Source organism: Nonomuraea diastatica (genome assembly GCF_004349015.1).
In the GTDB taxonomy this organism is placed as follows: domain Bacteria; phylum Actinomycetota; class Actinomycetes; order Streptosporangiales; family Streptosporangiaceae; genus Nonomuraea; species Nonomuraea diastatica.
The window spans coordinates 1-17799 of record NZ_SMKP01000208.1; the positions used below are offsets into that span (position 1 = coordinate 1).

The following is a 17799-nucleotide window of genomic DNA, read 5'->3' on the forward strand; positions in this document are numbered from 1 at the left end:
CCCCCTCAGAGCCCGGCCAACCCGCCGGCCGCCTCCGGCAACGGCGCCAGAGGTTCCACGAGGCCCGGCGGTGCTGGGAGTGCGGCCGGTTCCGGGCACGGTGGGATGGCTGGCCCGGGGCACGCGGGCAGGGGCGACCCGGCGGGGGGCAGGAGGGCCGGTTACGCGGGTGTCGTGGCCCGGGAGTTCGCGGCGGCAGGCGGAATCGGACTGCCGGGAGTGATGGCGGAACCCGGGGCGATCCCGGAAGCCGACCCGGAGGCGGCGCTGCGGGTGGCCGAAGAGGCCGTGACCGTCGTGGGCGCCCTGCTCCGTCCTGAGGCGCCCGTCACGCTGCCGGAGTGCAGGGACGCGATCGACCGGGTGGACGCCGCGCTGGCAACGCTGCTGGAGCGCCGAGCGGCGCTGGCGGGCGTCGTCCAGCGGATCAAGCCCGTCGGCGGCTTCGCCGGGCGCGACCTCGACCGGGAGCGCGCCCTCGTGAAGCGCATGGCGTCGCGCGCGCCGTCGCTGGGGGAGTCGCGGCTCGCTCCCATCATGAACGCCGTCATCGAGGCGGGTCTCCACCTGGCCGAGGAACGCTCCCGCCACTGAGCGCACGCCCTCGCCCTCCGCCGCCGCTTCCGCGGTGCCCGGCCGCCTCCGCTTCCGCGGTGCCCGGCCGCCTCCGCTTCCGCGGTGCCCGGCCGCCTCCGCTTCCGCGGTGCCCGGCCGCCTCCGTTTCCCGGTGCGCCGCCGCGCCCCTGCCGCGTTCTGTGCCCGCCAGAGCTCGTGGGATCCACACGGCTCGCCGGATTCACAGGGCTCGTGGGATCCACGGGCTCGCGGTATCCACGGCGGCCGGGAGGTTTGCGATGTCCGCTGAAATGCCGCCGGCCGTTCCGGCAGGGTAGCGGGAGGAGCCGGGCCGGTCCGCCGCGCGGATGCCGGAGTGACGGGTCAGGGGGTCGTGAGGCGGACGTTGTGCATGGGACGGCCGGGACCCTTGGCGATCTGGCGGGTGACGAGGTCGGCGAAGCGGCGGTAGCCGGCGCCCGTCGGGTGATAGCTGCGGGCGTTGACCTGGAGGTCGCCCATGTCCACGTGCAACCCGTTGAGATACGGCTCTGGCCGTCCCACCTCGTGTCCGGTGAAGGCGTCGTAACCGTCCACGTACTCGACGCTGCCGGGCGCCTCGAAAGCGGCGAGCATGCGGTCGAAGCCGGCGGCCACCGTGCCCACCGTGTCGTTGAGGCGGCGCGTCATGCTGTTGAGCCACCGCTGGTCCTGCGGGCTGAGGTTGTCGACGGTGCGCACCGGGTTCTCCGGGAACGGCCGCGGATAGCCGAGGACGATGATGCGGGCGCCCGGCGCGCGTACGCGCAGCTCTCTGAGGACCCTGAGGACGCTGGAGCGCAGGTCCTCGATGCGGCGGTTGACGGCGGCCTCCTGCTCGACGCAGGCCGACGAGCCGGGCAGCTTGACGATGCAGCCCGTGAGCACCTTGGTGAAACCGGCGTCGTTGCCTCCGATGCTGAGCGTCACCAGGCTGGTCGCCGGGCTGACGCGGCTGACCTGGGGTTGCCGGCCGTGCTGGCCCGATAAGAGGTCGGTCGTGGTGGCGCCGCTGCAGGCGAAGAAGGCCGTGCCGCCGCCGAACCGGTAGGCCTTGGCCACCAGCGGCACGTACGAGCCCGTCGCGCGGTGGCAGCGGTCGGCGCCGTCGTTGACCGGCTGATCGTCCAGGTCGTAGACGCCCTCTCCGGAGGAGTAGGAGTCGCCGAGCGCGACGTACGCGCCGCTCTGCGCCACCTCTACGGGCGTCAGCCGTGTCACCTGCGGCAGCCGGCCGGGCGGCTCCTGGATGGCGGGACAACCCGTGTCCAGCACGGCGCAGGCCAGCTTCTCGAAGACGCCCAGCGGCAGGCAGGCCAGGGCCAGCGCGACGCCGAGCGCGGCCGCGGCGACGGTCTGGGCGATCCTCCGCTTCGCCTCGTCCAGCGTGTCCTCCCCGTACGACCACTCCAGCATGCGCCATCCAGCCTACCCAGCCGGTGATCCATCCGGGCGGCCCGCGCGGCCCGATATCCCGTCCGGGCGAGGCGGTGGCGGGCCATGACCCCGGAGTGTCGGCCGGGACCACTGGAGTCGGATCGCACAACTCGTCGGGGTCGGGTGGCGCCGCTCCATGTCGTCCAGCGACTCGTTCGTCCATCTGCGCGTCCTCACCGGATATTCGATGCCGGACGGGGCTGCCCGCCCCAAGCACTGCCGCAACACGCTGCCGGCCGCCGAGAAGGTCGGCCCGGCAGGGTTCTTCGCGTTCAAGAACCTCGTGCCTACCCACCCCATCCCTGGGGGATGACCGAGGAGCACTACTTCCGCCGGGCATCCGGCTGGACCGGGTGTCCGGACGGTGTGGCCGCCCGGCCGATCGAGTGGCGCACCGGGTGTTCCGGCGGGGAGTGGGTGCCTCCCGGCAAGCGGGTGGTGCGGTGGTGATCTGGCAGGGGTGGGGTGGGTGAACGTCCCTGAGGCGGAGGGCGAGACGGGTCCGGTCAGGGAGGGCGAACTTGCGAAGCAGGCTGGAGACGTGGTTCTTCACCGTGCCCTCGGTGACGAGCAGCCGCGCCGCGATCTCCCGGTTCGTCGCCCCTTCGGCGATCAGCCCGGCCACCTCTGCCTCCCTGGCCGACAGGCCCTCGCCTCGCGGACGCGGCATGGGCGGGCGGCGGCGGATCTCGGCGACGAGGCGTTCGGTGACGGACGAGGCGAGCACCGTCTCTCCGCGCGCGGCCCGGCGGATGCCGTCCACCAGCTCCTCCGGCGTGCAGTCCTTGAGCAGGTAGCCGACGGCCCCGCCGCGCAGCGCGCCGAAGATGTAGTCGTCCTCGTCGAAGGTGCTGAGCACGATGGCGGCCACGCCGGGATGCCGGGCGGACAACCTCGCGATGAGCTCGACGCCGTCCATCCCCGGCATGCGCGCGTCCACCAGCGCCACGTCCGGCCGGCACTCGCCGGCCACGCGCAGCGCCTCCTCGCCATCGGCCGCCTCGCCGGCCACCTCGATGCCGTCCTCGATCTCCAGCATCTTGCGCAGCGCCCGCCGGATCAGCTCCTGGTCGTCGGCCAGCAGCACCCGGACCGTGCTCATCGCGCCGCCTCCACGTCTTCGGCAGGCTCGCGGGCAGGCTCGCGGGGAGGATCCCAGCCAGGGTCGCGGGCAGGTGCCCAGACTGTGCCTCCGGCGGGCGTGACGGGGAGCTCCGCGCGTACCTTGAAGCCGCCCCCCTGGCGGTCGCCGGCGGTCAGGACGCCGCCCACGGCGCGGACGCGTTCGGCGAGCGAGCGCAGGCCGAAGCCGCCGCGTGCGTCGCGGGCGCGGCCCCGGCCGTCGTCGGCGACCACCAGCACCACCCGCTCGTCCTCGAAGGCCAGCCTGCCGCTCACGTGCCGGGCGCCGGCGTGCCGGACGGCGTTGGTCAGCGCCTCCTGCAGCACGCGGTAGAGGACCAGCTCCACGTCCGGATCCAGCGGCACCTCCTCGCCCGCCACCCCGAACGACACCGCCAGCCCTGTGCCGTCGAACGAGGTCGCGAGCCGCTCCAGCGCCGCGCCGCTGACCTGCCCCTCGAGTGCGAGCGGGCGCAGTGCCCTGACCCAGCGGCGGGCGTCGGCCAGCGCCGTCACGGTCATCTCCTTGGCCTGCCGCACCTCGTCCCAAGCGGACTCGGGGCGGCGGGAGCGGAACCGTTCGGCGTTCTCCAGGCTCATTTTGATCACCGTCAGGTGGTGGCCGATGGAGTCGTGCATGTCCGCGGCCATCCGTGCCCGCTCCTCGGCGACCGTGAGCTCCCGGACCCGCGCGGCCAGCCGTTGTGCCTCCGCCCGCCTGCGGCGGGCCTCCAGCACGGCCGACGTCATGCCCAGTACGAACGCGGCGAACACGACGAACGGCACCGTTTGAGTGACGGCGCTCTCCACTCCGTACCCGAAGAGCAGCACGATCGTGAGGAACAGGACGCCGGCCGTACCGCCGATGATCATCCAGGCGGTCCGCATGCCGTGCACGAATGCCACGTTCGCGATGCCGATGAGCGTCAGGAGCAGGTGAACCTCGGCCGAGCCGGTCATCCCCAGCATGATCGTCGCCACCAGGAACGCCACGCCCAGCGGCCGCCGCCACCCGCCTGCCTGCCTGCCGCCACGGCAGCAGGAGCCACGCCCCGGCCACCACTGCCAGGTTGACGCCGAACGGCACGAGCGCGGCGAGCGTGCCCGGGTGGGCGATGTACCCGGTTGCGGCGGTGCCCGCGAGCACCAGCCAGAACACGGCGCTGAACAGGGCCGGCCGGTCGGGATCGCGCAGCAGGGCCAGACGGGACAGCATGACTGCGACCCTAGTTTCCCGCGCGAGCGAAGGGATCCTCCTGAGGGCCCATGACCAGAGTCATGGCGGATTCGGCCCGCGGCCCGATGCGCGCGCCTCGCCCGCATTCCTAGCGTGGCCTCCCATGAGAACCCTCCATCCCGTCTGGGCGGTGCTGGTCGCCGTCGCCATCATGTTCGCGCAGGTGTTCGGCGGCACCCTCCCTGTGACCCTGCTGCTGGACTCCGATCACCCCCTCCACCGGCCGCTCGGCACGGCCGGGATCACGCTGGCCGCGTTCGCGCTGATCTATCTGGTCCGCCGCTTTCTGCACCGCCGCCCGTGGCGCGGCGTGGGACTGGCGCGGCCGCGGACGGCGGTGCCGCACCTTCTCGCGGGCGTGCTGGCGGGCGCGCTGGCGGTGGCCGTCTCGAGCCTGGTGTCGGTGGCGCTCGGCGTGGCCGCGTGGGTGCCGTGGGACGTGGTACGGCCGGCGCTGCCGTACCTTCCGCTCGGGATCGTCCTCGCCCTGCTCGGCCAGGCATTCCCGGAGGAGCTGTTGTGGCGCGGGCACCTGTTCGACACCCTGTCGGACCGGTTGTCGCCGGTGGCGGTGCTGGCGGTGACCTCCGTGGCGTTCGGCGCGTTGCACATCATCTCGCAGAGCGCGGCGGACAGCGTCGCCGAGCGCCTGCTCTACGTGGTCCAGGCGATCGCGCTCGGCTTCGCCTGCGGGGCGGCGCGGGCGCGTACGGGGACGGTGTGGATGGCGGTCGGCGTGCACCTCGGCCTGCACACCGGCATCCGGGTGTTGCCGACCCAGCCCGTCGCGTTCGGCGTGCAGCTCGTGATCACCACCTGCGCGCTCGCCGCCGCCGGCGGCGTGATCCTCCTGGCCAGGCGACGGCGGCAGGAGGAGAACCTGGCCGCCTGACTCTGGCAACCCTTGCCGTCGTGTCGCAGCCGCCCGTGGGGCAGGATCGCAGGGTGAGCGAACTGCACTACCTGACCGCGACCCGGCTGGCCCACCTGATCAGGACCAGGCAGGTGAGCGCCGTGGAGGTCCTCCAGGCCTGCCTCGACCGCATCGAGCAGGTCAACCCGCACGTCAACGCCATCGTCACCCTGGCCGCCGAGCGGGCGACAGAGGCGGCCAAGGCGGCCGACGCGGCCGAGCCGGAAGGCCCGCTGCACGGGTTGCCCGTCGCGCACAAGGACCTCGTCGACACCGCGGGCATCCGCACCACCTACGGCTCGCCGTTGTTCGCCGACCACGTGCCGGCCGCGGACGACCTGGTGGTCGAGCGGCTGCGCGCCGCCGGCGCCATCACCGTCGGCAAGACCAACACCCCGGAGTTCGGCACCGGCTCTCACACCGTCAACGAGGTGTTCGGCGCCACCAGAAATCCCTACGACCTGTCCAAGTCCGCCGGCGGCAGCAGCGGCGGGGCCGCCGCCGCCCTGGCCACCGGCATGGTTCCGCTGGCCGATGGCTCAGACATGGGCGGCTCGCTGCGCAACCCCGCCTCGTTCTGCAACGTCGTCGGCCTGCGTCCCACGCCCGGCCGGGTGCCCGGCGTGTCCGACACCGCCGCCTGGTACACGCTGTCCGTCCAGGGGCCCATGGCCAGGACGGTCGACGACCTCACGCTGATGTTCTCGGCCATCGCCGGGTTCGACCGCCGTTCCCCCCACGCGATCAGGGAGGTCTTCACTCCGGAGCCGGAAGAGGGCGTGGCGGGCCTGCGGGTGGCGTGGAGCCCCGACCTGGGTGGGTTGCCGGTCGACCCGCGCACGGCGGCCGTGACCGCGACGGCTCCGGCCGTGTTCGAGCGGCTGGGAGCCAGGGTCGAGGAGGTGGGGCTCGACCTCTCCGGCGCGGAGGAGGCGTTCAGGACCTACCGGGCGTGGAACTACGCGCTGTCCTTCGGTGACCTCGACGGCCTCGGGCCCAACACCGCCTGGAACGTCGAGCGGGGCCGTGAGGTCACCGGGGCCGCCCTGGCGGCGGCCGAGCGCGCCCGCAGCCGCCTCTACCAGCGCATGTCCGCGTTCTTCGACACCTACGATGTGCTGATCGCGCCGGTCAGCCAGGTGCCGCCGTTCCCCATCGAGCAGCCCCATGTCAGCGAGATCAACGGCGAGCGGCTTCCCGACTATCTCGCGTGGATGCGCTCCGCCTACTGGATCAGCGTCCTGCACGCGCCGGCGGCGTCCGTGCCGGCGGGGTTCACGACGGACGGCCTGCCGGTGGGGGTGCAGATCGTCGCACGGCCGTTCGAGGACGCCCGGGTCCTGCGCGTCGCCCGCGCGTTCGAGCAGGCCACCGGCCACGGTCAGCGCCGCCCGCCGCTATGAGTCGCAGCGGCCGGTGGCGCCCGTGAGGGGCTCCGCGGGCAACCGGTGCCCGTGATCTCAGGGCAGGTCGCCGTACGGGTGCCGCAGCGGCGACTCGTGGTACCCGTGCATGCCCTCCAGCAGCCCGAACAGCCCCACCGCGAGCAGCGGCCAGGACACGAGGACGCCGGGGGCGGTCAGCGTCAGCGCCCCCGGGACGACTTTGACATCGGGCATCACGGCGGCCTCTACCATGACGGCTCCGATGGTGAACGTCGACCCGGTCCACACCGTCAGCAGCGCCCCCAGCACCCCACCCGCGCCGAGCCCGAGCAGCACCGGCAGCATGAACCGGCGGGCCGCGAACCATGCCACCCCGCCGCAGAGCAGCCCCAGCCCGCCCGTGATCACCGCGAACCAGCCGTCCGCCGCGATCAGGGCCTGCGTGGACGGATCGGCCAGCACGGATTTGCCACCCTCCGTGACTGTGTACGGGGCCCGTGGAGAAATGCCTGACCAGAGCAACCCTGCGGCCACCCCGAGAGCAGCGAGTGTGAGGACAGTTACCGCAAAAGCGCGTACTTCCCTCGTCACGCCACTCCCCTTCACATGTGCGTCCGAATCAGCTCGATGGTATCCCCCGGCTAGGCTCACTTCGTGATTGCAGAAGAGGTCTGGTTGATAGAGCCCTCCGGTCCGCTCCGGGGAGACGTCGAGGTGCGCGGTTCCAAGAACGGCGTGTCCAAGCACATGGTCGCCGCCATGCTGGGCAGCGGCGAGAGCAGCATCCACAACGCGCCCGACGTGGGCGAGGTCGAGATCACGGCGGCCATGCTGCGGGCGCTCGGCATCGACGTGGAGATCTCCCGTACGGAGATCAGGATCGCGCAAGGGCCGGAGATCGAGCCGCGGGTGCCCGACGCGTTCACCGGCCTGAACCGCATCCCCATCCTCATGCTGGGCCCGCTGCTGCACCTGGCGGGGGAGGCGTTCGTGCCGCTGGTCGGCGGCGATCCGATCGGGCGCCGGCCGGTGAACTTCCACGTGGAGGCCCTGCGGGCGATGGGCGCCGAGGTCGAGGTGGGCGACACCGGCATCTTCGCCAAGGCCAAACGGCTCAACGGCACCCGGATCGAGTTGCCCTACCCGAGCGTGGGCGCCACGGAGACGGTGCTGATGTCCGCGGTGCTGGCCGAGGGCAAGACGGTGCTGAAGAACGCCGCGATGGAGCCCGAGGTGGTGGAGCTGGCGCTGTTCCTGCAGCGGATGGGGGCGAGGATCGAGCTCTCGCCCGACCGCAGGATCGTCATCGAGGGCGTCGAACGGCTGCGCGGCGCGTCCACGTGGCTGAACGGCGACCGCATCGAGGCGTTCTCGTACCTGGCGGCGGGCCTGATCACGCAGGGGGAGGTGCGCGTGCACGGCTGCCCCCAGGATCGCCTGGTCACCGCGATCACCACGCTGGCCAGGATGGGCGCGCAGTTCGACATCAACGACGAGTACCTGTGCGCGACCGCGCCGCCCGAGGGGCTGCGCGCGGCCGCCGTGCAGACCGACACCCATCCCGGCTTCATGACCGACTGGCAGACGCCGCTGATGGTGCTGTTCACGCAGAGCCAGGGCATGTCGGTGCTGCACGAGACGGTCTTCGAGAACCGCCTGGTGTACGTGCCCGCGCTGCAGCGGATGGGCTGCGAGATCGAGGTGTTCGACCAGTGCCTGGGCGGGCCGGCATGCCGCTATCACGACACCAACGCCCGCCACTCGGCCGTCGTGCGCGGCGTGTCCCAGCTCAAGGGCGCCGATGTGACGCTGCCCGACATCAGGGCGGGCTTCTCGGCCGTGCTGGCGGCCGCGGTGGCCGACGGGCCCTCCACGCTGCGCGGTGTGCACCACATCGAGCGGGGCTATCACCGGCCGTTCGAGCAGTTCGCGTCCCTGGGTCTGGACATCCGCAGGAAACGGTAAAGGATCACAAGCCGGCGTTTGCCGCCGATCCGGGCGTTGCAGATCTTCTAGGTGACCGTACTCAGATCCGTCGGTGCGCTCGGACTGGCGGGAGCGCTCGGTGGCGTGCTGACGGCGGCACTGGCCGTGCCCGCCGTCAGCGGTAGTGGCATGGCCGCCAAGAACGTCGCGAACACGTTCCTCGACCTGCCGCCCGCTCCGCGTGAGGAGCCGCTCGCGCAGGTGACCAGGCTGCTGGACAAGGACGGCCGCCAGTTCGCCCAGTTCTACGAGGCCAACAGGACGAACGTCCGGCTCGGCGCGGTCGCCCCGGTGATGCGCCAGGCGATCGTGGCCATCGAGGACGCCCGCTTCTACGAGCACGGCGGGCTCGACGTCAGGGGCACGTTCCGGGCACTGCTCACCAACACCCAGGCGGGCGGCATCCGGCAGGGCGGCTCGTCCCTGACCCAGCAGTTGGTCAAGAACATCCTGGTCGAGGGCGCGCGGACGGAGGCGGAGCGCGACAAGGCGCGCGCCCCCAACCTGGCGCGCAAGATCACCGAGCTGCGGCTGGCACTGGCGCTGGAGGAGAAGTACCGCAAGGACGAGATCCTCGAGCGCTACCTGAACATCGCCTACTTCGGCGCCGGCGCGCACGGCGTGGAGGCGGCGGCCAGGCGCTTCTTCTCCACCTCGGCCGCCAAGCTGACCCTGGCCGAGGCGGCCACGCTGGCGGGCGCGGTGCGGATGCCGTACTCGACCGATCCTTCGCTCGGCCGGGAGCACCGGGCGCGGTTGAAGGCGCGGCGCGACCTCGTGCTCGACCGGATGGCCGGGCTGAAGCTGATCACTCAGCGGCAGGCGACCGCCGCCAAGAACGCGCCGCTCGGCCTGCGGCTCCGCCCCGAGCCCGGCGGCTGCGCGCAGAGCGCGTACCCGTTCTTCTGCTTGTACGTGCAGCGCGAGCTGCTGTCGAACCCTGTCTTCGGCAACACCGCCACCGAACGGCGCAGGCGCATGGCCAGGGGAGGGCTGGTGATCAGGACGAGTCTCGACCCGATCGCGCAGCACGCCGCCGAGCAGGCCATCCGCCGGCACGTGTCGCCGGAGGACACCGAGGTGGCCGCCGAGGCCATGGTGGAGCCGCGTACGGGGCGGATCAGGGCGATGGCCGCCAGCAAGCGGTTCGGCCGCAACCCCGGCAACCGCAAGAACGGCCCCAAGACCACGTTCAACCTGGCCGCAGACACGGCGCACGGCGGCGGCCAGGGGTTCCAGGCCGGATCCACGTTCAAGGCCTACACGCTGGCCACGGCGCTCAAGCAGGGGTGGCGGTTCGGCGACGGCTTCAAGACGCCGGGGGCGCTGGTGCCCGGGCAGGGTTACCGCAACTGCGCCGGCCGGCCCGTGAACGACCCGAACACGCGCATCCTCAACGCCAGCGGCGAGGGGGAGGGCGGCCCGCACAGCATCGAGACCGGCACCTGGAAGTCGGTGAACATCTTCTTCATGATGCTGGAGCGCAAGGTCGGCCTCTGCAACGTGGTGAAGACGGCCAGGACGCTCGGCGTCGTCAGGGCCGACGGGGAGCCGCTGAAGGAGGTGCCGACGTTCACCCTGGGCGTCAACGAGATGGACCCGGTGACGGTGGCGGCGTCGTTCGCGACGTTCGCCGCGAGGGGCCGCTACTGCCGGCCGCTGGCGATCGTGGAGATCGTCGGCAGGGACGGCCGGCGCACCCACGTGCCGCCCTCGTGTGAGCAGGTCATCGAACGGCCGGTCGCCGACGCCGTCAATTACGTGCTGCAGGGGGTGTTCACCGAAGGCACGATGAAGGGCCAGGGCATCGGCCGCCCGGCGGCGGGCAAGACGGGCACCAACAACGGTTACACCTCGGCGTGGTTCGCCGGGTACACGCCGGCGCTGGCCGCGGCGGTCAGCGTCGGGGACATCCGCGGGTCCTACCGGTTCCCGCTGACGGGGGTTCGGATCGGGGACCGCTATTACGGCTCGGTGCAGGGGGCGTCGCTGCCGGGGCCGATCTGGGTGGAGTCGATGGGGCCCGCGCTGCGCGAGGTCGAGCCGCGCGGATTCCCGGGGCCGGACATGTCCCGCTTCGGCGGCGGCCACACGCCCGGCCTGAAGGAGGCGCTGGCCGAGGAGGAGCGGCGTGAGGGCCGGCGCGGCGACCACCACGCCCGCAGACGGCCCCGCCACCTCTTCGAGTGGCTGCTCGGGCGCAGGCCGCGGCGGGTGGAGATCACGCTGCCGCGCCGGGACCGGCACGATGGCGACCGCCGGGACCGCCCCCGGCGGCGGCACTAGCGCTCAGCCGGTCTTGCCGATCGGGGCGGTGACGGCCCGGGTGAGCGTGACGAGGTTGTCGGGCGCGGTCTCGATCTGCAGCCCGCGCCTGCCCGCCGAGAAGAAGATCGTCTCGAAGTCGAGGGCCGAGGAGTCGACCACCGTCGGGAGCTGCTTGCGCTGGCCCAGCGGGCTGATGCCGCCCACGACGTAGCCGGTCACCCGCTCCACCTTGGCGGCGTCGGCCATCGCCGCCCGCTTGCTGTTGAGGGCACTGGCCAGCGCCTTGAGATCGAGCTTGCCCGACACCGGCACGACCGCCACGGCGAGCCCGCTCTCGACCTCCGCCACCAGGGTCTTGAAGATGCGGTCGTACGGCACGCCGAGCGCGTCGGCGGCCTCCTCTCCGTAGGCCTGCGCGGAGGCGTCGTGCGCGTAGGGATGGAGGGTGAACGCGGCCTTGGCCTTGGTCAGCGCCACGGTGGCCGGGGTGCCGCCCTTGCCTTTCGAACTACTCACGACACCCGATTGTAGCGAATCTACAATGTAAAGGCGCGTCCGCGAAACGGGTGAAGAAAGAGGACACAAGGTGTCGGGTTTCGGGTCGAGCATGGTCGCACCGGTCGGCGTCGATGACGGGCGTAGACCGGGCCGTACAGACAACACAGGACCTCAGGGGGACTCATGCCCGACACATCGACACCGGACCTCCACGGAAGGATCGCGCTGGTCGCGGGGGCCTCGCGGGGCGCCGGGCGCGGTATCGCCGTCCAGCTCGGCGCGGCGGGTGCGACGGTCTACGTCACCGGCCGCACGACGCGGGAACGGCGCTCGGAGTACAACCGGCCCGAGACGATCGAGCAGACCGCGGAACTCGTCACCGCCGCAGGGGGAACCGGCATCGCCGTGCCGACCGACCACCTGGTGCCCGAACAGGTCCATGCGCTGGCCGAGCGCATCGACGCCGAGCAGGGGCGGCTCGACGTCCTGGTCAACGATGTCTGGGGCGGCGAGCGGCTGTTCGCGCTCGACAAGCCGGTCTGGGAACACGACCTCGGCAACGGTTTGCGGCTGCTCCGGCTGGGTGTGGAGACCCATGCGATCACCAGCCACTTCCTGCTGCCTCTGCTGGTGCGGCAGCCGGGCGGGCTCATGGTCGAGATGACCGACGGGACGTCCGCGTACAACGGAACGAACTACCGCAACTCATACTTCTATGACCTGGTGAAGAACAGCGTGCTGCGCATGGCGTTCGTGCTCGCACACGAGCTGAAGCCGCATGGCGGGACGGCGGTGGCGCTCACCCCGGGCTGGCTGCGCTCGGAGATGATGCTCGACGAGTTCGGCGTCACCGAGGACAACTGGCGCGACGCGCTGGCCGGCGTGCCGCACTTCTGCATGTCCGAGAGCCCGTCGTACGTCGGACGCGCGGTCGCGGCACTGGCCGGCGACGCCGACGTCGCGCGCTGGAACGGCGAGTCACTGTCCAGCGGGCACCTCGCACAGGAGTACGGTTTCACCGACCTCGACGGCTCGCGCCCGGACTTCTGGCGCTACTTTGCCGAGGTCCACGACGCAGGCAAGCCGGCGGACGCGACCGGGTACCGCTAGCGGGCCACCGGTCGGTCCGGGCGGCCCGGTGTGGTGCAACGGCTCCTCGATGGCCTGGCCTAGGCCGGCGGCTGCCCGATCCTGGTGTTCTGGAAGGTGGTGAAGAGCCAGGCGCCGTCGCGCTTCACGGCCACCCGGGTCTGCATGGAGCGGCCCTGCGGCCGGCACTCGTCCTCGCCAGGGCGGAGCACGCAGTTGCTGGTGACCATGATCGCCGTGTCGGGGGAGGGGAAGCGGATGAGCCGCACGTCTCCGAGCTGGAACCGCGTTCCCTTCATGAACGTGCCGAGCCCCTGCCGCATGCTCTCGGCGATCTTCGCCCGCGTGCGGATGTGCTCACCGTTGACGGCGATGAAGTCGGCGTCGTCGGTGAAGGTGGCGGCGAACGCGTCGCCGTCCCCGCGGTCCCAGGCGTCGGCCTGCCGCTGTTCGAGCTGCGTCAGCGCCCGTGCGTCGGTGTCCTGCCGCATGGTGTTCTCCCTTCCTTGCCTGTGTCGCAAGACAGGCGCGAGTACCGGCGTAGCGATCGCTACGCCTGGCTGGGCAGCAGGCCGGGCGGCGGAGCTGGGACAATGACCGCATGCCTGCACTCATCGGACGGGACCTGTCGGTCGCGATCGTGCGGGGCGCCTTCGAGCGGGCGCGAGGCGGTAACGGTGGTCTGGTGCTGGTCGCCGGCGAGGCGGGGATCGGGAAGAGCGCGCTGGTCGCCGACGCGGCCGACGCCGCCCGCCGCACGGGTGCCCTCGTCGCCGGCGGCGCCTCCTGGGACAGGGACGGCGCCCCGGGCTACTGGCCGTGGACCCAGGTCGTGCGGGCCCTGCGCCGGAAGGCCGCTCCGGCGGAATGGACCGCGGCGACGCGGGTCGCGGGGCCTGCCTTGTTCGCGCTTCTCGGCGAGCCGGAAACGGGGACGCTCGGGCCGAGCGGGACGGTCGGGCCAGGCGGTCCAACGGGTGAGCCGGACGGGTGGCCGGCCGATCCAGACGTGTCGTCCTGGGCTGCGTCGTCCTGGGGTGGGGCGGCGTTTTCGCTGCACGAGGCGGTGACGACGGTGCTGACGACCCAGGCCCAGCACCGGCCGGTGGCGGTCGTGCTGGAGGACCTGCACCGCGCCGACGACGCCTCACTCCGGCTCCTGCGGTTCATGGCCCAGCACATTCGGCTGGAACGCCTCCTGATCCTGGGGACGTATCGGGACACGGAGACCGGACCTGCCGAGCCGCTCCTGTCGTCACTGGCGGCGAAGGCCCAGGTGATCACGCTGACCGGGCTCGATCGTACGGGCGTCGCCGAGCTGGTCACCCGGGTCACGGGGCGGGCGCCGGAGCCGGAGGTCGCCGCCGAGCTCCACCGGCGCACCGGTGGGAACCCGTTCTACGTCCAGCAGCTTGCTCATTTGCCCCAGTACGGGGGAGCGATCCCGTCCGGTGTCCGCGCCGCCGTGACCGAACGCCTTTCCCTGCTGCCACCAGGGGTGCAAGAGGTGCTGGCCGCCGCCGCCGTGCTGGGTCACGAATTCGGCGCGCGGCTGCTCGCCACGACGACCGGGGTGCGGGCCGAGCGCGTGGAACGGCTCCTCGCCCACGCCGTGGCGGCCCGGCTGATCGTCCCTGCGGGGGGCGACCGGTTCGCGTTCGCGCACGACCTGGTGGGGGAGGTCGTCTACGCGTCACTTCCCGAGGAGGATCGGTGGCGGCGGCATGCCGCCGTGGCGGCCGCCCACGGCCCCGCCGGGTCGCCCGTACACGTGGAGCTCTCACCGGCTGAGATGGCCCGTCACGTGGAGCTCGCCGGACCCGCGCTGGACGCCGGCGAGGTCATGGCATGGCTGGTGCGGGCCGCCCGCGACGCCGCCGCCCGCATGGCCACCGAGGAGGCCGTTCGGCACGCCCGCCGCGCGCTGGAGCTCATCCCCGCGCAAGACCCGCGCACCCGCGCGCTCGGCCTGCTCGACCTGGGCACGATCCTGCACCACCATGGCGACGCGACGGCGGGATACGAGGCGTTCGAGGAGGCCGCCGAGGTCGCCAGGCGGCTCGGCGACGACGAGCTGCTGGCGCGGGCCGCGCTGGTGCTGCGCCGGCTGGAACACCCCACGAGGAAACCCCCGCTGGAGGTCTCCCTCATCCGGGAGGCACACCGCAAACTCGCGCCGGCCGGGACCGCTACGGGCCTCGACCACGCCGTACGCGAGCTCAGCATCCGGACCGCCGCCCTGGCCAGAGGCCGCCGGGATGACGAGGCGCTCGGGCTGAGTCTGCTGGCGGCCCACGACGCCATGCTGGGGCCGGGGACGGCCCGCGACCGCCTGGCCATCGTCGGCGAGCTGGCCGTCCTGGCCCGCCGCACGGGCGACCGGGAGCTCGACCTCCACGCCGCCCGCCTGCGCACGTGGGCGCTGCTGGAACAGGGTGACCCCCGCTACCTGGGCGCGCACCGCACCTTCGTGGCCGCGGCCGAACGCGCCGGCCTGCCGCGGTTCCGTTTCGATGCCCGTTGGGACCAGGCCACCGTGGCCACCCTGACGGGCCGCTTCGACCTGGCGGCGCAGTACGTCGACCAGGCGCTCGCCGCCGACCGGCCACCGCACGTGGATGCCGCCAGCGTGTGCCGCCACCTGCGCTGGGCGCTGGAACTGCGCCGGGGACGCCTGGAGGCGGCCGAGGCGCTGCTGGCCGGGCTCGATGAGGGCCTGCACCCGTATCCCCACCTGGTCAGGGCGGCCACGGTGCTGCGCCGGGGCGACATCGCGGCCGCCCGGCGTCACCTGCACGACGACGCCGGAGCGGAGGGGCACGGCTGGTACGCGCCGCTGCGGCTGCGGCTCCAGGCCGAGGTGGCCGCTGCCGTACGGGACCCCGCGGAGTGCGCGCGGGCCCTGGCCGTGATCGGTCCGTTCGCCGGCGAGTGGGCGGTCCCGGGCATGGCGACCGTCGAGGGCCCGATGGCGCACTGGGCGGCCCTGCTGCACGCCGCGCTGGAGCGGTGGGACGAGGCGATCGACGGGTTCACGGCGGCCTGGCACGCCGCCGACCGCCTCCAGGCTCGTCCCTGGTCGATCGAGGCCCGGCTCAGGCTGGCCGATGCGCTGCTCGTGCGCGGCCATGACGGCGACGCAGCCGCCGCGCGGGCGCACCTGGACCACCTGGAGCGGGAGTCGGCGGCGCTCGGCACGGTCGGCCCGGGCGAGCAGGCCCGCCGCCTCCGATCCCAGAGCACAGGCCCGTCGAGGGTGTTCAGGTTCGACGGCACTGTGTGGACGCTCACGTACGCGGGCCGCACCGTCCGCGTGCCCGACGCCAAAGGCCTGCACGACCTGCGGGTCCTCCTCCGGCGGCCGGGCGTGGAGGTGCCGGCCCTGCGGCTGGCCGGCGTCCCGGCGCCCGGCGAGGGGGCCAAGGCGGGCTACCGCGATCGGCTCACCCGGCTGGGCGAGGAGATCGCCAGGGCCCTCCGCCTGGGCGACGACGAACAGGCCGCCCGGCTCGACCAGGAACGCCTGCGGCTCGTCGAGGAGATTCAGGTCGCCACGGAACGTGCCGGCGACGCGGCTGAACGCGCCCGTAAGACGGTGTCCAACCGCATCCGCGCGGCGCTCGCCCGCCTCGACCGCAGCCATCCGGACCTCGCCCACCACCTCCGCGCCTCGATCTCGACCGGCAGGACCTGTCGCTACCAGCCCGTCTCGGACGCCACGTGGCAGGCCTAGCCGCCCTGCACCGTTTACCGGAAACGCCCTGGACAGGTGCCCAGCGTCGTTCCTGCGCGCCGTGTAGCGAATCTACAACGTAAAGGCGCGGCCGGGGGTGTGCCCGAACGCCCGCCGGAACACGTCGATGAAGGCGCTCGCCGAGGCCCATCCGCACCGATGGGCGACGGCGGTCACGGGGACGCCGTCGGCGAGCAGCAGGAGCGCGTGGTGCAGCCGGAGCTGGGTGCGCCACTGGGGGAAGCTCATGCCGAGCTCGCGGCGGCACAGCCGGGCCAGCGTGCGCTCGCTGGTGCCGGCCTGGACGGCGAGCCGGGCCAGGGGCCTTCCGTCAGTGGGGTCGCGGTGCAGGGCCGCGCAGACGGCGGCCAGCCGGGGATCACGGGGGGCGGGCAGGTGCAGCGGCTGCTCGGGGGCGCGCCTGAGCTGGTCGAGCAGCACGGCACGCAGCCGTTCCCGCTCGGCGCCGACCGGGCCGTCGTCGCCGGTGCAGGCGATGATCAGCTCGCGGAGCAGGGGACCGACCGCCAGCACCGCGGGGCGGTCGAGGCCGAGCGGGTTGTCGGAGAGCCCCACCAGGCGCAGGTCCGTGTCGCCGCGGGCGCGGTGCTCGTGGACGGTGCCGGCCGGGATCCAGATGGCCCGGCTGGCGGGCGCCACCCAGATGCCCGAGCCGGTGGTGACCGAGAGCACGCCTCGGCAGGCGTACACGATCTGGTGGGTGTCGTGCCGGTGCGCGTCGATGCCCGTGCCGGGGGCCAGGGGCCGCCGGCCGGTGGGCGCTTCGGGCGTGTGGCGGATCTCCGACATAGGTTGGCAATTTATCGGAAGCGCGCCAGTCTCGCCATGTGCAGGATCGGAGCGTGAACAGGATTCCCATGCTCGCCGCCGGCCACGCGACCGTGGACTTTTACCAGGGCGCGGTGCCCGCCCTCGTGCCCTTCCTGGTGGCCGGGCGCGGATACGGCTACGTCGCCGTCTCCGGCATCGTGCTGGCGGCGACGTTGTCGTCGTCGATCGTGCAGCCGCTCTTCGGCGTCCTGACCGACCGGCGGCGGATGCCGTGGCTGATCCCGGTGAGCATGGTGGCCGCGGGCGCCGGGGTGGCGTTCGGGGGAGTGACGGACTCCTACGTGCTGACCTGCCTGGCGGTGGCGCTGTCCGGGCTGGGCGTGGCGGCCTACCATCCGGAGTCGGCGCGGCTGGCCAGGGTCGCCAGCGCGGGCAGCCACGTCCGGATGAGCTGGTTCTCGCTGGGCGGGACGCTGGGCTTCGCCTGTGCTCCCGTGCTGGTGACGCCGCTGCTGGCGGTGTGGGGGCTCGGCGCGTCGCCGTTCCTCGCGCTGCCGGCGGTGCTGGGGGCGGTGGTGACGCTCCCGGCGATCCGGGCGTTGTCAGGGGGCGGTCCGGTGGCGCGGGCGGCCGCGCCGGTGTCCCGCCGGGACGACTGGCCGTCGTTCGCCCGGCTGACGCTGGTGATCGTGTTCCGCTCGGTCGTGTACGTCGGGCTGAGCGCCTTCGTGGCCCTCTACATGGG

At 72.8% G+C, this 17799-nt stretch carries 16 protein-coding genes and 1 pseudogene; 10 read left to right on the forward strand and 7 right to left on the reverse strand.

The window, feature by feature from the left end:
• The coding region (locus tag E1294_RS58535; protein WP_425465265.1) for a chorismate mutase at positions 1-594 on the forward strand (594 nt) is incomplete at its 5' end.
• Between the two features lie 345 nt (positions 595-939).
• On the opposite strand, the gene E1294_RS44250 is transcribed toward E1294_RS58535, so the two are convergent.
• Positions 940-2010 carry an SGNH/GDSL hydrolase family protein gene (locus E1294_RS44250; protein WP_132517495.1) on the reverse strand — a complete coding sequence of 357 codons (1071 nt, stop codon included), beginning with the start codon at positions 2008-2010 and terminating at the stop codon, positions 940-942.
• Between the two features lie 157 nt (positions 2011-2167).
• Here E1294_RS44250 and E1294_RS53590 point away from each other — a divergent pair, with 157 nt between their 5' ends.
• Together E1294_RS53590 and E1294_RS53595 are read left to right on the forward strand one after the other, a co-directional pair.
• The gene (locus E1294_RS53590; protein WP_165977822.1) at positions 2168-2344 is read left to right on the forward strand and encodes a hypothetical protein; all 177 of its coding nucleotides are present in this window, start codon (positions 2168-2170) and stop codon (positions 2342-2344) included.
• The gene (locus E1294_RS53595; RefSeq protein WP_165977823.1) at positions 2341-2481 is read left to right on the forward strand and encodes a hypothetical protein; all 141 of its coding nucleotides are present in this window, start codon (positions 2341-2343) and stop codon (positions 2479-2481) included. Before E1294_RS53590 ends, E1294_RS53595 begins: the two co-directional genes overlap by 4 nt.
• A 37-nt stretch (positions 2482-2518) precedes the next feature.
• On the opposite strand, the pseudogene E1294_RS44255 reads toward E1294_RS53595, so the two are convergent.
• Both E1294_RS44255 and E1294_RS44260 read right to left on the reverse strand, forming a co-directional pair.
• A pseudogene (locus E1294_RS44255) lies at positions 2519-3133 on the reverse strand (response regulator); the annotation flags it as partial.
• A complete protein-coding gene (locus tag E1294_RS44260) occupies positions 3130-4146 on the reverse strand; it encodes a sensor histidine kinase (RefSeq protein WP_165977824.1) in 1017 nt (338 codons plus the stop codon). The pseudogene E1294_RS44255 and the gene E1294_RS44260, both read right to left, overlap by 4 nt.
• 347 nt (positions 4147-4493) lie before the next feature.
• Here E1294_RS44260 and E1294_RS44265 point away from each other — a divergent pair, with 347 nt between their 5' ends.
• Positions 4494-5282 (forward strand): CPBP family intramembrane glutamic endopeptidase, encoded by a 789-nt coding sequence (locus E1294_RS44265; RefSeq protein WP_132517498.1) that lies wholly within the window; start codon positions 4494-4496, stop codon positions 5280-5282.
• Positions 5283-5335: 53 nt separating this feature from the next.
• Positions 5336-6706 carry an amidase gene (locus E1294_RS44270; protein WP_132517500.1) on the forward strand — a complete coding sequence of 457 codons (1371 nt, stop codon included), beginning with the start codon at positions 5336-5338 and terminating at the stop codon, positions 6704-6706.
• Positions 6707-6763: 57 nt separating this feature from the next.
• Here the strand turns inward: E1294_RS44270 and E1294_RS44275 are convergent, their stop codons facing one another.
• Entirely contained in the window at positions 6764-7150 is a 387-nt protein-coding gene (locus E1294_RS44275; protein WP_246083712.1) for a hypothetical protein, read from the reverse strand.
• Between the two features lie 192 nt (positions 7151-7342).
• Between E1294_RS44275 and murA the strand changes: the two genes are divergently transcribed.
• Both murA and E1294_RS44285 read left to right on the forward strand, forming a co-directional pair.
• On the forward strand, positions 7343-8653 hold the full coding sequence (gene murA, locus E1294_RS44280; RefSeq protein ID WP_246083713.1) for a UDP-N-acetylglucosamine 1-carboxyvinyltransferase: 1311 nt from the start codon (positions 7343-7345) through the stop codon (positions 8651-8653).
• Between the two features lie 51 nt (positions 8654-8704).
• The gene (locus E1294_RS44285; RefSeq protein WP_246083714.1) at positions 8705-10960 is read left to right on the forward strand and encodes a transglycosylase domain-containing protein; all 2256 of its coding nucleotides are present in this window, start codon (positions 8705-8707) and stop codon (positions 10958-10960) included.
• Positions 10961-10963: 3 nt separating this feature from the next.
• On the opposite strand, the gene ybaK is transcribed toward E1294_RS44285, so the two are convergent.
• Complete coding sequence (gene ybaK / locus E1294_RS44290; RefSeq protein WP_132517504.1) at positions 10964-11458, reverse strand: Cys-tRNA(Pro) deacylase; 495 nt, start codon at positions 11456-11458, stop codon at positions 10964-10966.
• A gap of 165 nt (positions 11459-11623) precedes the next feature.
• On the opposite strand from ybaK, the gene E1294_RS44295 reads away from it, so the two are divergent.
• Positions 11624-12550: an SDR family oxidoreductase gene (locus E1294_RS44295; RefSeq protein ID WP_132517506.1), complete on the forward strand. Its 927-nt coding sequence runs from the start codon at positions 11624-11626 to the stop codon at positions 12548-12550.
• Positions 12551-12609: 59 nt separating this feature from the next.
• On the opposite strand, the gene E1294_RS44300 is transcribed toward E1294_RS44295, so the two are convergent.
• The gene (locus E1294_RS44300) at positions 12610-13020 is read right to left on the reverse strand and encodes an SgcJ/EcaC family oxidoreductase (protein WP_132517508.1); all 411 of its coding nucleotides are present in this window, start codon (positions 13018-13020) and stop codon (positions 12610-12612) included.
• A gap of 110 nt (positions 13021-13130) precedes the next feature.
• Here E1294_RS44300 and E1294_RS56655 point away from each other — a divergent pair, with 110 nt between their 5' ends.
• Entirely contained in the window at positions 13131-16262 is a 3132-nt protein-coding gene (locus E1294_RS56655) for an AAA family ATPase (RefSeq protein WP_132517510.1), read from the forward strand.
• Positions 16263-16334: 72 nt separating this feature from the next.
• On the opposite strand, the gene E1294_RS44310 is transcribed toward E1294_RS56655, so the two are convergent.
• A complete protein-coding gene (locus E1294_RS44310; RefSeq protein WP_132517512.1) occupies positions 16335-17072 on the reverse strand; it encodes an AraC family transcriptional regulator in 738 nt (245 codons plus the stop codon).
• A 53-nt stretch (positions 17073-17125) separates the two neighbouring features.
• Between E1294_RS44310 and E1294_RS44315 the strand changes: the two genes are divergently transcribed.
• A partial coding sequence (locus E1294_RS44315) for an MFS transporter (RefSeq protein ID WP_484213990.1) occupies positions 17126-17799 on the forward strand: 674 nt, incomplete at its 3' end.

Bases quoted from the DNA above. Each gene is read 5' to 3' on its own strand.
- E1294_RS44250 (WP_132517495.1), bottom strand. From the start codon at position 2,010: ATGCTGGAGTGGTCGTACGGGGAGGACACGCTGGACGAGGCGAAGCGG.
- E1294_RS53590 (WP_165977822.1), top strand. From the start codon at position 2,168: ATGTCGTCCAGCGACTCGTTCGTCCATCTGCGCGTCCTCACCGGATAT.
- E1294_RS53595 (WP_165977823.1), top strand. From the start codon at position 2,341: ATGACCGAGGAGCACTACTTCCGCCGGGCATCCGGCTGGACCGGGTGT.
- E1294_RS44265 (WP_132517498.1), top strand. From the start codon at position 4,494: ATGAGAACCCTCCATCCCGTCTGGGCGGTGCTGGTCGCCGTCGCCATC.
- E1294_RS44295 (WP_132517506.1), top strand. From the start codon at position 11,624: ATGCCCGACACATCGACACCGGACCTCCACGGAAGGATCGCGCTGGTC.
- E1294_RS44300 (WP_132517508.1), bottom strand. From the start codon at position 13,020: ATGCGGCAGGACACCGACGCACGGGCGCTGACGCAGCTCGAACAGCGG.
- E1294_RS56655 (WP_132517510.1), top strand. From the start codon at position 13,131: ATGCCTGCACTCATCGGACGGGACCTGTCGGTCGCGATCGTGCGGGGC.
- E1294_RS44310 (WP_132517512.1), bottom strand. From the start codon at position 17,072: ATGTCGGAGATCCGCCACACGCCCGAAGCGCCCACCGGCCGGCGGCCC.